Source organism: Flavobacterium ichthyis (genome assembly GCF_009915155.1).
GTDB lineage: Bacteria > Bacteroidota > Bacteroidia > Flavobacteriales > Flavobacteriaceae > Flavobacterium > Flavobacterium ichthyis.
Genome location: NZ_JAABLM010000002.1, coordinates 221,899 through 236,358, shown reverse-complemented (window position 1 = coordinate 236,358; position 14,460 = coordinate 221,899). Strand labels below are relative to the sequence as shown.

Sequence of the window (14,460 nt, the reverse complement as noted above, 5' to 3'; positions counted from 1 at the left end):
AATGAATTTAGAGCAAAACGATTGGTGGTCACAATTTCAAAATGATCCTAATGGCGTTATTTTAGATGTAAGAACCAAAGACGAATTTAACCTCGGCATCATACCATTGGCGAAAAACATTGATATTTACAAAGGTCAAGGTTTTATTTACGAAGTGGATGAATTGGATAAAACTAAAAATTATTACGTGTATTGCCAAGCTGGAATGCGAAGCGCAAAAGCTTGCGAAATTATGAATAAGCTTGGGTTTGAACATTGTTACAACTTGATAGGGGGAATTGGAAACTGGGATGGTGAGATTGTGGTACCAGAATAATATTAGGGGCTTCGGCCTCTTTTTTTATATTTGTAAAAAATAAATTTATGAAAAAAATACTGTTATCTGCATTTTTTGCGATGCTTTGTATGGCTTGTCATCCGCAAAAATCTGGCGTAGAAAATATTGCACCACAAGCGTTTCAAACGGCTTTGGCTGGAGAAAATAATCCACAATTGATAGATGTTAGAACGCCCAAAGAATTTGCCGAGGGACATCTTAAAAATGCTCAAAACATTCACTTGTACGATCAGGATTTTGCAGAACGCATTGACAAGCTTGATAAAAACAAAACGGTTTACGTGTATTGTAAAGCAGGAGGAAGAAGTGCTGAAGCTGTAGAAATCATGCATAGCAATGGATTTTCTCACATAATAGAACTTGATGGCGGTACTGATGCCTGGCAAGAAAAAGGAATGCCGTTAAACCAGTAATTATTTTTTGAGGTAAATAATAAAATTTGAACCTACATTCGCTTCACTTTGGGCGAAAATATACCCATTATGATTTTCGACAATTTTTCGGCAAATGGAAAGGCCTAATCCAGTTCCAGCATAATCATGTTCAGTTTCTAAGCGCTTAAAAAGCTGGAATATTTTTTCCGAAAATTCTTGTTGGAAACCTATACCGTTGTCAGCTACAATGATTTTTACATAATCCGAACTTTTGATGAGGTTGCCGGAAACACGTTCAATTTGTGCTATTTTTTCGTTTGAAATTTTGATTATTGGTGCAATGTGCTCCTTAGAATATTTAAGTGAATTAGAAATCAGATTTACGAATAGTTGATGAATTTGGAATGGAATTGCGTTAATTTGTGGCAAATTTTCTACTTCAATAATTGCCTTTTTTTCATCAATATTAATGGCAAGTTCTTGTAGCACTTCGTCTAAAATTTCGTTTAGACTAGTATTTACAAAGGTCTTAGCGTCTTTTACAGTTCGGGAATAATTCACTAAATCGATCATTAAAGTCTGCATTCTTTTAGCAGAATTTTTAATTTTTGAAAAATATTCTAATCCTTTTTCTGATATATTTTGTGACTCAGTATCTTCAATTCTCGATGTAAACATCTGAATTTTTCTCAAAGGTTCTTGAAGATCGTGGCTAACAATTTGGTTAAAGGATTCTAATTCGGCGATGGCTTCGGTTAATGTTTTGTTAGTTTCTTCTAATTTAGTTTGGTATTGATACACTTCTGTAATATCATTGGTAACGCCAATTTTTACTAATTCACCTTTAGCGTTTCGAGTAAAATCACCAGTAGATTTAATGTATCGTATCTCTCCGTTTTTTTTAATGATTCTATAAATTAAATCTGTGGGTGTGAAATTTTTTAAAGATTCGTGGTGTGCATTCACAACTTCTTGGGCATCTTCGGGATGTATAAATTTTTGAAAGCTTTCGGCATCTTGAAAATCTCCTGGTTGAAGTCCTAATATCCTGTAAAAGTTATCTGAATAAAAATATTTCCCGGTTTTCATATTAATTTTCCAATGACTGATATTAGCAACTATTTCGGCTTTATCTGCGATTTCATTAAGGAAATTAAGTTCTTGGTTTAGTTTTTTAGTTTTTAAAAAACTATTGTTAATTCGATATAAAGAAACCAATAAGATTACCATCACTGTAATGGTTAATACAAAACCGGTAGTGGTAGAAGTTTCGGTGTCATAGCGGTGGTTAATTCCATGAATTTTATGTTGTGCAACCTCTTTTTCCACCAAAACGAATATAATAGCGCTAATATTTTCGGCTTCTTTTCTTCTTTTGTATAATATGTCCCTAAGTTCATTTTGGGATAGGGTTTTATTTTGGAACTTGTTTTGAATCTTATCAAATTCCTCAGTAAATTGTAGAGCCATGACTTGCATTTGCTCAAATTCTTGAGGTTTCAGCTTTTCAAGTTTGTAATTTTGCTCAAGTTCTTTTAAATTGATTAAGATGCTTTGTTTGGCTTGATTGTCGTTATTGATGAAAAATTCGTCACTTGTAATCAGATAGTTTCGCAATGATGTTTCGCGTTGACTAATTTCTGACTGAATTTTTTCTAATAAATATTGGCGTTTATTTGAGGCGTAAATCCTGTCGGCAGTATGGTTTAAATTTTTCATTTGATAATGAAAAACCGCTGATACACTTATCAATATTACAAGCGAGATGACAACAGTTGTAGGGTAAATTTTAGATGGCGTAAAATATTTTTTTAGTGTCATAGCTTAGAATTTTTTGGCGTAAAGTATTTATTGTTATATGCTAAACAAGAAAGTATCTTTATTTAGTCCAGAGGTATGATGTTGCCAATTTAAATTTACCACTTCATTTAAAACTTCTTTTAATTTTGTAAAATTGGATGGTTTTTTTATATAAATGTTTGCTCCTTTAATAAATGTTGCTTCTAAATCAGCATTTGACGAAGAAGTGGAGTAAATGGCAATCGAGATGTCTTTGAATCGTGGGTTGTTTCGTATTTCTTCTAAACATTCCATTCCGGTTTTGCACGGCATGTTTAAGTCTAGAAATAATAAATGAGGCAACGGATTTTTCGGGTCATTTAAATAATCCATTAGTTTTTTTCCGTCAGAGAAAGTATCTAAAGTGTGATTGAGTTGTAACGTAGATAATGCTTCACGAAAAAACGCTAAATCGTCTTGGTCATCGTCTGCCAAAATAATTCGAGTGGGGGAATAATCTATTTTTTGCACTTTATATAACTTTATTCTTTTGCAATACCTCGTCTTTTGTCCACAATTCTTTTAAACATTGATGGGGTTAAGCCTGTAGTTTTTTTAAATTGACCAGAAAGATGGGCAACACTACTATAATTTAGTTTATACGAAACTTCTGTTAGGGTAAGACCATCTTCGATAATCAATTTTTTTGCACGCTCAATTTTTTGCATAATAATGTAATTCTCGATTGAAGTGTAAGTGTGTTCTGAAAAAATATTTGAAATATAACCATAACTTAAGTTAAGCTTGTCAGACAAATAGGCCGAGATGGTTGAGGTTGGCAGTTTGTCACGTTCATAAATCATTTCAGTAATGGTGTCTTTAATTCTTTGAATCAACTGACTTTTTTGATTATCAAGTACTTCAATTCCATAACGGGATAATGCATTTCTCAGTTCTTCGAAAACCGTAGGGGAGATTGTTTCGAGGAATTCAATTTCGCCCATTTCGAGCATTTGGTAACTAATACCAAGCTTTTCTAATTGTTCTTGTAGAATGACGCGACATGCTAAATTAATGTCGTATTTAATATATAACTTCATGTTTGGTGGTGTAATTTTATCAGTAAATATATTATTTTTTTGGTTAAAATTTAAAAAATTATCTAGTTTGGATTAAATAATTTCGACCATGAATCATTTAAGTATTGAAGCATAAACACTTATCATGACAAAAAAAAAGAGCACCGTAAAATAATTTTAGGTGCTCTCATTTTTTATTGGGTTAGAGTTTTCATAGCAATTTCCCCAAATATTTGATTAGGCAGTAATCATATTGATAGTACAAATTTGGTTTTTTCTAAGTTCAAAAATGTTATAGTTTTAGTAACAATTTTTATATAATTTTATTTGCTGTTTCGCCTTGTAAATTTTACAAATAAGATTATTGCATGTAATGTACCCGAAAGGCCATTTGCGATAATAACTGGGATGTCACTCCTAAAAATACCATAAATTACCCAAGTTACACTTCCTAAAAATAGCATCATAAAAGACATTGCTGACAAGCTCTTAGTGGATTTTGTTTTGACCACTTTGTAGGCTTGCGGCAAATTTGCAGACGTTGTTAAAAATGCCGCAGCTAAGCCAAGTAATTGAATATAATCCATTTGAGTAGAATTTTACATTTTACATTATCTTATAAGCTATTCTTAAAATTGTGTAAAAAAATCAAGTTAGCGTATTTTTATCTTTACAGTATCAAAATAACCAAATTTAACCAGCTATTGTAGAACACTAAAGATATTTATTATGAAAACTTTATCCCTAATTTTATCCGGTTCTGTTTTATGTATTGCAACTTATTTTTTTGTAATCAATTTTAATCTTTCTACAGAAATCAACCATCTATTATATATGTCAATTTTATTTATTCTGATGGCCATTTGTGTGGTAGGAATATTGATGAATATGCCGTTACTGCTTTATGGAAAAAGAAAAGTAATATCTTATTCTAATTATTCTAAAAAACAAATTGTTAATAAAGGAAAATCTTTAATTAATACTAATTTTTCAACAGAAAAAACCGTTGAAATGATTTAAATAAAAAACTGTTTTCTCACTGAAAAAAAACGGCTTACTATTTTTATATAAGCCGTTTTTTATTATATTAAATTACAAGGAATTATCTTTTATTATAATTCATCTTAGCATTTTGTGCAGTGGAAGGTTTAGTGTTGTTCGCAGAGTTTTGTACTTGAGGATTGGCTCTTCGAGTGGAATTTTGATGTTCTTCCAATGTGTCATTTTCTCGATTATCATCTTTAAATTTACGTTCAAATTGATCTAAACTTCCGGTTTCAAATCCTTCCTCTTTTCTGTTTTGATTCATTTCGTTTTTCATAGCTTTAAAATTTTGATTGTTATATTACACTTAAATTTTTTTTTACAGTATTAATTAAGTATTACTTAAATTTACACATTATATATTCATTAATGTATTAAGGTTTCGCCAAAAAAAATGTTAGCCGCCAATAATTTCGCCTCCATTAATATGAATGACTTGTCCAGTAATATAGGAGGCGTCTTCAGATGCTAAAAAAACGTAAGCTGGCGCTACTTCGCTTGGTTGACCAGCTCGTCCCATAGGGGTATCCTGTCCAAATTTTTTTAAATCTTCCCCTCGAAAAGTTGCTGGTATTAATGGTGTCCATATTGGTCCTGGAGCAACCGCGTTTACTCGAATTTTTTTTTCTACGAGCATTAATGAAGCTGATCTAGTAAAGGCTACAATTGCACCTTTTGTACTCGAATAATCCAGTAAATGCTCGCTGCCTCGATACGCCGTTACTGAAGTAGTATTTATTATTGAAGCTCCTTTTTTAAGGTGCGGAATTGCGGCAATAACCGTATAAAAAAATGGAAATATATTGGTTTTAAATGTTTTTTGAACTTGTTCAGTTGTAATATCGGCGATATTCTTTTTAGGAAATTGCATCGCAGCATTGTTTACTAAAATGTCTAATTTCCCTAGTTTTTCAATCGTTTTTGATACTATTTTTTTACAGAAAGTTTCCTTCTTTAAATCTCCTTTAAAAAGCAAGCATTTCCTGCCTTCAGCGTTTACCATATCTTTAGTGGTTTTCGCATCCTCATTTTCGTCAAAATAGGCAAGGGCCACGTCAGCTCCTTCTCTTGCGAAATGTACTGCGATACTTCGGCCAATCCCACTATCGCCTCCGGTAATCAAGGCAACTTTTCCCATTAACTTTTGGCTACCATAATAATCCTGACGAATAATTTGGGGTTCAGGTGTCATTTTGTTTTCGATACCTGGCTGAGACTGTTTTTGTTCAGGAAAATTTTTAAGTTTTTTCATCACTAATTTTGGATGTTGTTAAATGTTGTACTGTCAACGGCTTTGTTTCTCTTTGACAGTACGATGTTTGCCAATATTAACATTCCGAAAAGTATGTGCGGAAAACTATGCGATAACCCAATAATTATTGGAGAAAATAACAAAAACGCTGCAATGACCACATCTATTTTTAAATGCAATTGACGTGAAAGAAAATTGGCAAGATTAATTTCGTGTTCGCTTAAAGTTGCTGTTAAGAGTAATAACAATGCAGGTATTACAAGTATTCTACACACGAGAGAATCGTCTGGAAAGTTCATAAAAGTAGGAATGCAGAGCATAATAATTCCTATTATATAATCGATAATTGCGTGTGTTTTTGAAGTGATAATTTTCATAATAATAAAAAAAAAATCCTCGCTACTTATAAGTACGAGCGAGATTTTAAGGGAAACATAATCCTCTTAACCGGATTCGTGCCAGTTATCTTCTAAAAATCGTCATCTTGTGGATATCCATCAATTAACATTTCATCAATATCCGGACGTTCACAAATGTTGGGTAAACTAAAATAAAGCGATAGCCATTGTGGTATTTTTATTCTGTTTAAATCTATTCCTAATGGATAATTGTCATGGTTGTGATCATTTGTTGTTTCCATGTTCTAACTTTTTCAAATGGTATTACAATTCAAAGTTCTTGTTTTATAATGTTTTAGCGCTTATATAATTATTGGAAAAAGTTATTAAAGTTTGGATAGATTGCTTTTTTGATTTTACCGTACCACCAAAGAATTTCAACAACCATTTAATAATAAATTGTACCGATATATTTTACGAGGGTAAAAAATAAAATAAGTAAATCTTATAATTATGTAACTTTTTTTATTTTAGATATAAATATATTTGCATCACAATCCAACTACAAAAGTTTGGATTTTTAACCAAGGATAAACATATACTTTATGAGTTCATCAATGCAGATTTTTCTCGCAGACGACGATCAAGATGATCGCCTTTTATTTGAAGAAGTTCTGGGAGAAATTAATATTTCAAAAGAACTTCTAATGTTCAAAAATGCTATCGAGCTCATGGAACATTTAAATAATGAGGAAAAAAGGTTGCCACATATTATTTTCCTAGATCTTAACATGCCTTTTATATCCGGTGCAGAATGTTTAAAGCAAATTAGAAGTAACCCACGTTTTAAAGATATTTCCGTGGCAATATATTCCACATCATCTTTGGAAAAGGACATAGAGGAAACTTTTATTAACGGCGCTAATATCTACATTACAAAACCCAATGATTATGGCACGTTAAAAAAGATTATTAAAAATGTTTTAAATATTAATTGGCATTACCATACTTCTGGGTTAAATAGAGAAACCTTTTTCTACAATGTTTAAAACGCCTATCAAGGGCGTTTTTTTTTGTTAGAAATTATGTTATTAAAAAGTGCTTTTGTGTAAAACGAATACGTGATTTTCTATATAATTTTGATGATATTAAGTATGGAAGTTATGAAAAGCATTATTTATACCACAGCACTTTTACTCTACGGAATTGGTTTCGCTCAAGATATTTCTTTCCTAAAATCTATCTCTGAAGTCAATCCAAAAGATGCAAGAGAAATCTCCGAACAAATTGTCCAATTGACTACTTTGAATTATAGATATTATGGTGTTACTAACAATGGAGATGAAAACAGCTACACTATAATTTACGCCCCGAAAGATATTACGGACTTGGAACTAGAAAGTAAAGAGGATTGGCATGAGTGTTTATTTGTGGACTTTAAAAAAAATAATAATCAAGTATTGACATTAAAAGCCATTCGAGGGAAATACATTGATATTTTTCCTACTTGGAAAAAATTTTTCAAAGAGAAAGCGCACATGGAATACACCATTACCGATCCATCCACTCGGGAAACTTCTAAACAAGAATACAAGTTTGAATTAGTCGAAGGTAAAAATTCAAAAATACCACGATGGAGTATCGAAAATAAAAAAATTGCCCTCCGATAATCTTATTTTAGAAAATTGAATGGAAATTTTATAACGCATTGGATTTATCAATGAAGTAATTTTACATCGTAACCAAATTAATTTTCATTATGAAATCACTTAGTAAGAATATATCGGCTGCTATATTACTTCTGTCAATAGCTATCACTACCACATTAGCAATTTCTTGCAACAAAAAAGATCCTTGTGTCGAATGTGCAGAAAAAAATATCGAATTAAATAATAATACTGACACAGTTGTTATTAAAAATAATCCCTCATTTAAAAATTCCAATAGGCGACCAAGTGGTGTTTCAGCGCAAAACACAACACTAGAAAGCAACCGAGAAAGTAAACTTAATCAAAAAAATGAGCCAAACGTAAGCATCATTGACCCTAACCAAAAAAGTAACACAGATACTGACAGAGTTTATGGAAGCAGTGGAACAAGCGGCGGTAGCGGTACTAGCGGAAGCGGTGGTGAAGGAAATGGAAGTACCGGATGGAATGACAACGTGAAAAAAAAATAATACAGCATAAATAATAAAATATTCGGAAAATCCAACCTGTCAACTGTAAAAGTAGCGTTATGAATATGTTCTAACGCTACTTTTTTTTTTCTTTTTGGTAAAATTTATCCCTATGCATTAACAATCATTCGAAAATCCGTTCCCGAAATTTGTAAGGCAAAAATTTTAAAAATGTCTGAAAGAATTAGAGAAAAGCTAAAAATTTTGGCAGATGCAGCTAAATATGATGTGTCTTGTTCGTCTAGCGGAAGCAATCGAAAAAATGATAATAAAGGTTTAGGGGATGCAAACGGGTCGGGCATTTGTCATACTTACACCGAAGATGGCCGATGTGTATCTTTACTTAAAATTTTACTTACCAATCATTGTATTTTTGATTGCGCTTTCTGTGTATCTAGAAAAAGTAACGATGTAAAAAGAGCCGCATTTACAGTCGATGAAGTGGTAGAACTTACTATGGGTTTTTATCGGCGAAATTATATTGAAGGTTTATTTCTCAGTTCGGGAATTTTTAAAAACCCCGATTACACCATGGAAAGATTGGTGAGAATTGTTAAAAGATTACGGCTGGAAAATAATTTTAACGGTTATATTCATCTCAAAACTATTCCTGGAGCCAGTGAAGAATTGTTAACGGAAGCGGGATTATATGCAGATAGAATGAGTATTAACCTTGAAATGCCAACCGAATCCGGACTTAAACTCTTAGCCCCAGACAAATCTCATGATCAAGTAAAAAAACCTTTGGCATTCATTGAAAATAGTATCGTAAAATTCAAGGATGAAAAAAAAATAATTAAAAATACACCCAAATTCGTTCCTGCAGGCCAAAGTACACAAATGGTAATTGGAGCCACACCAGAAACTGACATGGAAATTATGTACAGTGCGAATCAATATTATAAAAACTTTAATTTAAAAAGGGTTTATTATTCTGGTTATATCCCAATAAGTTACGACGAAAGAATGCCTGTTATAGGTTCTCAACCGCCACTCTTAAGAGAAAATAGATTGTATCAAACAGATTGGTTAATGCGCTTTTATGGTTTTGACGTTTATGAAATCCTGAATCCCAAAAACCCTAATCTCGATGTAGAGATTGATCCAAAACTTAGTTGGGCTTTGCGAAATATGGAGTTTTTTCCAGTAGATATTAATACAGCTGATTATAGAATGATTTTGCGAATTCCGGGAATTGGAGTAGGTTCTGCGAAAAAAATAATCCAGGCAAGAAAATTTGGAAAATTAAAATCATATCAATTACAAAAATTAGGCATAGCCTACAATCGAGCAAAATATTTTATAAGATGTGCGGATTCAGTTTTTCAATTAAATGATCCTGATCCCATTCATCTTCGCAACAAAATTGTAACCGAAGGTTCAAGTAAGTACACAAAAATTCCTCAAAATCAGCTAACGCTTTTTTAATATGATATTTATTTTTGATGGAAGTTTTAATGGTTTATTGACCACTATATTTGAATTTTTTGAAAGAAGACCTAAGCAGTTTACAATTGTTTCTAAAGCATTATTTCAACCTTTGTTAATGTATGATTTTTTAGAGGTTATTACTCAAGAAGAAAAATCGATGAGGGTTTGGAAAGGTTTAGAAAAGCGAGTCTCTTCAATGTTTTTATATCAAATTTACACCGCCTACTTGTCCGAAAAAGAGGAAAGTTTTCAGCATATTTTTGAATTTTGTGTGTATGTTTTTAATTCAAAAACAGAAAAAGTCGAGCAAAATTTTGGACACAAAAATGTAATTGGCATCACAAAAATTGCTAAAAGCGTGAGTCGTGAACGTCATAGAATGAAAGCTTTTATCCGTTTTCAAGAAACGAGTGATGGTATATTTTATGCGGGTGTAGAACCCGATTTTAATGTGTTACCTCTTATTGCTAAATTTTTTAAAGATCGATTCGCCGATCAACAATGGATTATTTACGATTTAAAAAGAAAATATGGATTATTTTATAACCTGAAAACAGTAGAGGAAGTTGTATTCGAGATGCATCCAGATTTAAAAAAGCATACTACTGACGAAAATCACTTGGCGGTTAAAGAAGATTTATTTTCTATATTATGGCAGGATTATTTTAAAAGTACAAATATTTTGGCTCGCAAAAATATGAAGCTTCATATCAGGCACGTGCCAAAAAGATATTGGAAATATTTAACCGAAAAACGGGTTGCGCCTTGATATTTACTTTACCAAATCACGTTTTTTAGTTGTTGATTTTAGTTATATCGTAATTATAAAGATTATTTAACGAAAATTAATTCGGGTTCACAATACTTATAATCGTATAACAAATAAATTTATTTTTATAAAAAAAACAACAATAATATTTTAGAAATTTGTGTTAAACGGACTATGCAATATTATCTTAACCATGAAGATTGAAGACTCGCACTTAACAATTTACCCTTTTTATGAAGCCAATCAGTCACAGGGATTAGTAGTACTTTTTGACGAATTTGTGTTTCTTCCTGTGACACTCGAAAATTTAAATTATGTGATTGAAAATCAGTTAAAGCCAGCTTTACGACCAATAGGTGACCTTACAAATTTTTTTTTAGACCATAATTTAGAAGATCATAACATAAGAGCAGAACTAGAAGCTTATGCAGCACTCGAAATTTCTTTTGACAGTCTAACTGTTGCTGCAAAGCAATTTTTGTATCATAATTTGTTCGATGTTAATAACTTACTTGAACAAGGATTAGCGATTGACTATAAATTTAAAAGTCTTGAAAGAGTTCAGAAGCGAGTTCTCGAAAATGAAACCGAGCAGGATTCAAGTTCTAAAACTACCCAATCCTAAAAGTTTTATTTTAATTATTTTTCTGGTAAGAAAAAGATAAAGCTTGCGCCAAAATCTTGACTTGGAGCTGCAAAAATGACTCCATTATGATTTTCCACAATTTTCTTACACATTGCGAGTCCTATTCCAGTGCCTTCAAATTCTCCTTTGCCGTGTAATCTTTGAAAGATGCTAAATATTTTTTCTGAATATTCAGGTTTAAATCCTATACCGTTGTCGGTAAAGGTAAACTTAAAGTAAGCTTTTTTTTCTAATAAGTGATACGACTTATATTCTAAATCTGTTGTTTGAGCCACTTCAATAATAATTTCGGGCGGGACATTTTCACGAGAATATTTTATTGAATTTGAAATTAGATTACTAAACAATTGCGAAATTTGGAGCGGAATCACCTTAATTACAGGAAGATTATTCCAGCTTATTCTAACTTTTTTTTGTTCGATGATTAATTCGTAATCATTAATAACCTCCTTTAGAATTTTATTTAAATCAGCTTTTTTGAAAATATCTTTTCCATGTGAAAGTTGTGAGTAACCTAACACGTCTTTGATTAAATTAGTCATTCTCGTAGCAGAACTGGTAATTTTTTCTAAATAGGCCTTTGCTTTTGGAGAAATTTCGCCTAAGTTTTCTTCTAACATATTCCCAAAAATGGTAATCTTCCTTAGCGGTTCTTGCAAGTCGTGAGATGCAATATAGGCAAACTGTGCCAATTCGGCATTAGAATTTTTCAAACTTAAATTAGCATCGGCGAGTTCCTTGGTGCGTTCTTGTACAATTTCTTCAATTTTTTTTCGTGAAAGCACTTGTTGGGTCACATCATTGGCTACTACCATAACACTTTTCACCATATTATTTTGATCGAGAACAGGCTCGTATATATAAGTAACGTAAAGAGATTGTAAACCATTAGGTCGTGGCAAATGAAAATTTTGTTCCTCAGAAATATAGGATTTACCACTTTCGAAAACCTTTTTGAGAATAGCTTGTAAGCCTTCGTTTGCGAGTTCTGGCATCGCTTCAAATAACGGATAATTGAGTAGTTTATCGCTTGTTCGCCCGAGCAGAAATTCCATTTTTTGATTGATAATTTCAAAGCGATAATCTTTTCCAGTCAAAATACAAATCGCAATAGGAGCTTGTAGTATCATGTTACGAAAATTCTTTTCACTTTCGTGCAACGCTTCAAGATTTAATTTTTCTTGTGTACTATCTATTGCAATATGGTGAATTCCATAAATTTCATTTGCCTGATTTCTCAAGGCTTTATAAGTAAAGTTATAGTAACCTCGCGTCATAACGCCATTCACTTCTAACCAAGCTTCTTCACCAATTCCCACATAATCTTCACCGGTTTTAAAAACCCGATCGAATTTTTCAAAAAAATTCTGACCTTTTAATTCTGGCAATGCTTCTCGAATACTGCTGCCAATTATTTGTTGATCTTTACCCCAAAATTTAAGCATTAAATCATTAGCATACTGTATCTTATGATTCTGACCAATATATAAAGCTGTTGCAACACTGGATTCTTCGATTAACAACCTATAACGGTTTTCACTTTCTTCCGCTTTTTGTTTGGCTATCACTAAGTCGGTTACGTCATTAGCGGTGTTCATCACGCCATAAATTTTTCCTTCGAGATTATAGATAGGAGTAAAGGTATAATTAAAGTAAAAATCTTTTAATTGTCCGTTTACAGCAAGTTTAATAAATTGATTTTTAGCAATAAATGGTTTTCCTGACTCGAATACATCATTTAATTGGTTGTACACATTTTGGTCTTGAAGTTCGGGTAAGATTTCGGCGTATTTTTTTCCTAATAAATCGGTTCCTTTGCCCCAAGTGTGGATAATTGCATCATTTACAAATTCAATTCTCATGTCTTTTCCCTTATACAATCCTATTGGGAATGGTGCATTCTTTAAAACCTGAGATAACACATGGGCTCTTTCCTTACTGTAAGTTTCGGTTTCAAGTAATTTTTCAACATTTTGAAACACCCCCGAAACATGAGTTGCAATTCCATTTTCAAAATGAAATTGTGCCATACACTTGATAGGGACTATTTTTTTTGAGCGGGTTATAAATCGAAAAATGATATTATACTTTTCATCTTCCTGATGGTTAACTGCAGAAAATAATTTTATAATTTTTACACGATCTTCCGGATGTACAAATTCGTAAAAATCGGTAAGGGAAATCTCGTTTTGGTTTAATTCAAACCATGTAATTATCTCATTAGAAAAACGAGTAATTTTCTTACAGAGGTTAGTATTAAACACGCCTAATTGACCAATCTCAATAGCAAGTTCTAAATTTTCCGAAAGTTTTTTGTTCGATTTACGCTGTTCTACTTCCTGCGTAATTTCTCGAGCCATTACCAATACTCCGCTAGGTTTTTTAAGTGAATCACAATAATAAGGTTGTGCCGAAAAATTTACGTATGCTAATCTCAGAGCGCCATTTTTAGGTAAAAATACAGGCGATTCAGAAACCGAATAGGCGATTCCTGTATGAAAAACTTCTTCTAAAATTTCAAGATAACCTTGGTCACGCAATTCTGGTAAATAGTCTCCAAGTTTCATACCAATTACTGATTTATCCTTGCCCCATAAATCAAATGACTTATCGTTAGCATGAAACAATTCTAAATGTGGTCCCAAAAAAATATGCATGGCAATATTACTTTGGCTAAAAAACTGATGGGAACGTTCTAAAATTGAAGATTGAAAAGATTGTTCGTCAATTTTTTTCTCATTTTGGATGATACGAATTAAGATAGATTCGGTATTCCCATTTACATTGATTATTGGTGTCAGTTCAAAGATATCAATGCTAAATTCACTTGCAGGCAAATGAAATATTTGCTTCTGGTTATTATCTAAACACGTTTTGATATGCTTGATAATTTCAATACCTAAATTCTCTCCGAAAAAATCAATCACATTTTCCCCTAAAAAGTTAGCTCGGCTTCTAAAATTAGTTTTAAACTCTTCTGTGTAAGTTTCAATTTTATATGGATTTTTTGAGCTAATGAGCACATGGATTCCGGGTAAAAATTTGAATAGCGTTGTGGCACTTAATTGTGATTGTTTCAAAATTATTTGGGGTTTTTTGATGATATAAATATACGCTATTTGCATATACAAAAAGTGAAGAGTTTTATTAAATTCAATAAATAAGCATGTTACCGATAATTTAGTGATAGATCAACTCAAATAAAATGCTTATTTTTAGCATAAAATGTATG

General features: G+C 32.0%; 18 protein-coding genes. 9 read left to right on the top strand and 9 right to left on the bottom strand.

The window, feature by feature from the left end; all coding sequences use genetic code 11:
* Position 1: 1 nt before the first annotated feature.
* Positions 2-316 (top strand): rhodanese-like domain-containing protein, encoded by a 315-nt coding sequence (locus tag GV828_RS02835; protein WP_166535948.1) that lies wholly within the window; start codon positions 2-4, stop codon positions 314-316.
* Positions 317-363: 47 nt separating this feature from the next.
* Complete coding sequence (locus tag GV828_RS02830) at positions 364-750, top strand: rhodanese-like domain-containing protein (RefSeq protein ID WP_166535947.1); 387 nt, start codon at positions 364-366, stop codon at positions 748-750.
* Here GV828_RS02830 and GV828_RS02825 read toward each other — a convergent pair whose 3' ends face one another.
* The 4 genes from GV828_RS02825 to GV828_RS02810 all read right to left on the bottom strand — a co-directional run bounded on the left by GV828_RS02825 (position 751) and on the right by GV828_RS02810 (position 4,156).
* Positions 751-2,532 carry an ATP-binding protein gene (locus GV828_RS02825; RefSeq protein ID WP_166535946.1) on the bottom strand — a complete coding sequence of 594 codons (1,782 nt, stop codon included), beginning with the start codon at positions 2,530-2,532 and terminating at the stop codon, positions 751-753.
* 33 nt (positions 2,533-2,565) lie between these two features.
* Positions 2,566-3,012 (bottom strand): response regulator, encoded by a 447-nt coding sequence (locus GV828_RS02820; protein ID WP_166535979.1) that lies wholly within the window; start codon positions 3,010-3,012, stop codon positions 2,566-2,568.
* A 20-nt stretch (positions 3,013-3,032) separates the two neighbouring features.
* A complete protein-coding gene (locus tag GV828_RS02815; protein WP_166535945.1) occupies positions 3,033-3,590 on the bottom strand; it encodes a helix-turn-helix domain-containing protein in 558 nt (185 codons plus the stop codon).
* Positions 3,591-3,892: 302 nt separating this feature from the next.
* Positions 3,893-4,156 (bottom strand): SemiSWEET family sugar transporter, encoded by a 264-nt coding sequence (locus GV828_RS02810; protein ID WP_166535944.1) that lies wholly within the window; start codon positions 4,154-4,156, stop codon positions 3,893-3,895.
* A 142-nt stretch (positions 4,157-4,298) separates the two neighbouring features.
* Between GV828_RS02810 and GV828_RS02805 the strand changes: the two genes are divergently transcribed.
* Positions 4,299-4,589: a hypothetical protein gene (locus GV828_RS02805; protein ID WP_166535943.1), complete on the top strand. Its 291-nt coding sequence runs from the start codon at positions 4,299-4,301 to the stop codon at positions 4,587-4,589.
* An 82-nt stretch (positions 4,590-4,671) separates the two neighbouring features.
* On the opposite strand, the gene GV828_RS02800 is transcribed toward GV828_RS02805, so the two are convergent.
* The 4 genes from GV828_RS02800 to GV828_RS02785 all read right to left on the bottom strand — a co-directional run bounded on the left by GV828_RS02800 (position 4,672) and on the right by GV828_RS02785 (position 6,505).
* Complete coding sequence (locus tag GV828_RS02800) at positions 4,672-4,890, bottom strand: hypothetical protein (protein ID WP_166535942.1); 219 nt, start codon at positions 4,888-4,890, stop codon at positions 4,672-4,674.
* 120 nt (positions 4,891-5,010) lie between these two features.
* On the bottom strand, positions 5,011-5,865 hold the full coding sequence (locus tag GV828_RS02795) for an SDR family oxidoreductase (protein WP_166535941.1): 855 nt from the start codon (positions 5,863-5,865) through the stop codon (positions 5,011-5,013).
* 2 nt (positions 5,866-5,867) lie between these two features.
* A complete protein-coding gene (locus tag GV828_RS02790; RefSeq protein WP_166535940.1) occupies positions 5,868-6,242 on the bottom strand; it encodes a hypothetical protein in 375 nt (124 codons plus the stop codon).
* A gap of 92 nt (positions 6,243-6,334) precedes the next feature.
* Positions 6,335-6,505, bottom strand: coding sequence for a hypothetical protein (locus GV828_RS02785; protein WP_166535939.1), 171 nt, complete (start codon positions 6,503-6,505; stop codon positions 6,335-6,337).
* Between the two features lie 303 nt (positions 6,506-6,808).
* Here GV828_RS02785 and GV828_RS02780 point away from each other — a divergent pair, with 303 nt between their 5' ends.
* From GV828_RS02780 to GV828_RS02755, 6 genes are all read left to right on the top strand, one after another.
* Complete coding sequence (locus GV828_RS02780; protein WP_235935402.1) at positions 6,809-7,252, top strand: response regulator; 444 nt, start codon at positions 6,809-6,811, stop codon at positions 7,250-7,252.
* A 114-nt stretch (positions 7,253-7,366) separates the two neighbouring features.
* A complete protein-coding gene (locus GV828_RS02775; RefSeq protein WP_166535938.1) occupies positions 7,367-7,873 on the top strand; it encodes a hypothetical protein in 507 nt (168 codons plus the stop codon).
* 89 nt (positions 7,874-7,962) lie between these two features.
* The gene (locus GV828_RS02770; protein WP_166535937.1) at positions 7,963-8,382 is read left to right on the top strand and encodes a hypothetical protein; all 420 of its coding nucleotides are present in this window, start codon (positions 7,963-7,965) and stop codon (positions 8,380-8,382) included.
* A 171-nt stretch (positions 8,383-8,553) separates the two neighbouring features.
* The gene (locus tag GV828_RS02765; RefSeq protein WP_166535936.1) at positions 8,554-9,810 is read left to right on the top strand and encodes a putative DNA modification/repair radical SAM protein; all 1,257 of its coding nucleotides are present in this window, start codon (positions 8,554-8,556) and stop codon (positions 9,808-9,810) included.
* Between the two features lies 1 nt (position 9,811).
* Positions 9,812-10,582: a TIGR03915 family putative DNA repair protein gene (locus GV828_RS02760; protein WP_166535935.1), complete on the top strand. Its 771-nt coding sequence runs from the start codon at positions 9,812-9,814 to the stop codon at positions 10,580-10,582.
* Between the two features lie 193 nt (positions 10,583-10,775).
* Positions 10,776-11,207, top strand: coding sequence for a hypothetical protein (locus tag GV828_RS02755; RefSeq protein ID WP_166535934.1), 432 nt, complete (start codon positions 10,776-10,778; stop codon positions 11,205-11,207).
* 14 nt (positions 11,208-11,221) lie between these two features.
* Here the strand turns inward: GV828_RS02755 and GV828_RS02750 are convergent, their stop codons facing one another.
* Positions 11,222-14,308, bottom strand: coding sequence for a PAS domain-containing sensor histidine kinase (locus GV828_RS02750; RefSeq protein ID WP_166535933.1), 3,087 nt, complete (start codon positions 14,306-14,308; stop codon positions 11,222-11,224).
* Between the last annotated feature and the right edge of the window lie 152 nt (positions 14,309-14,460).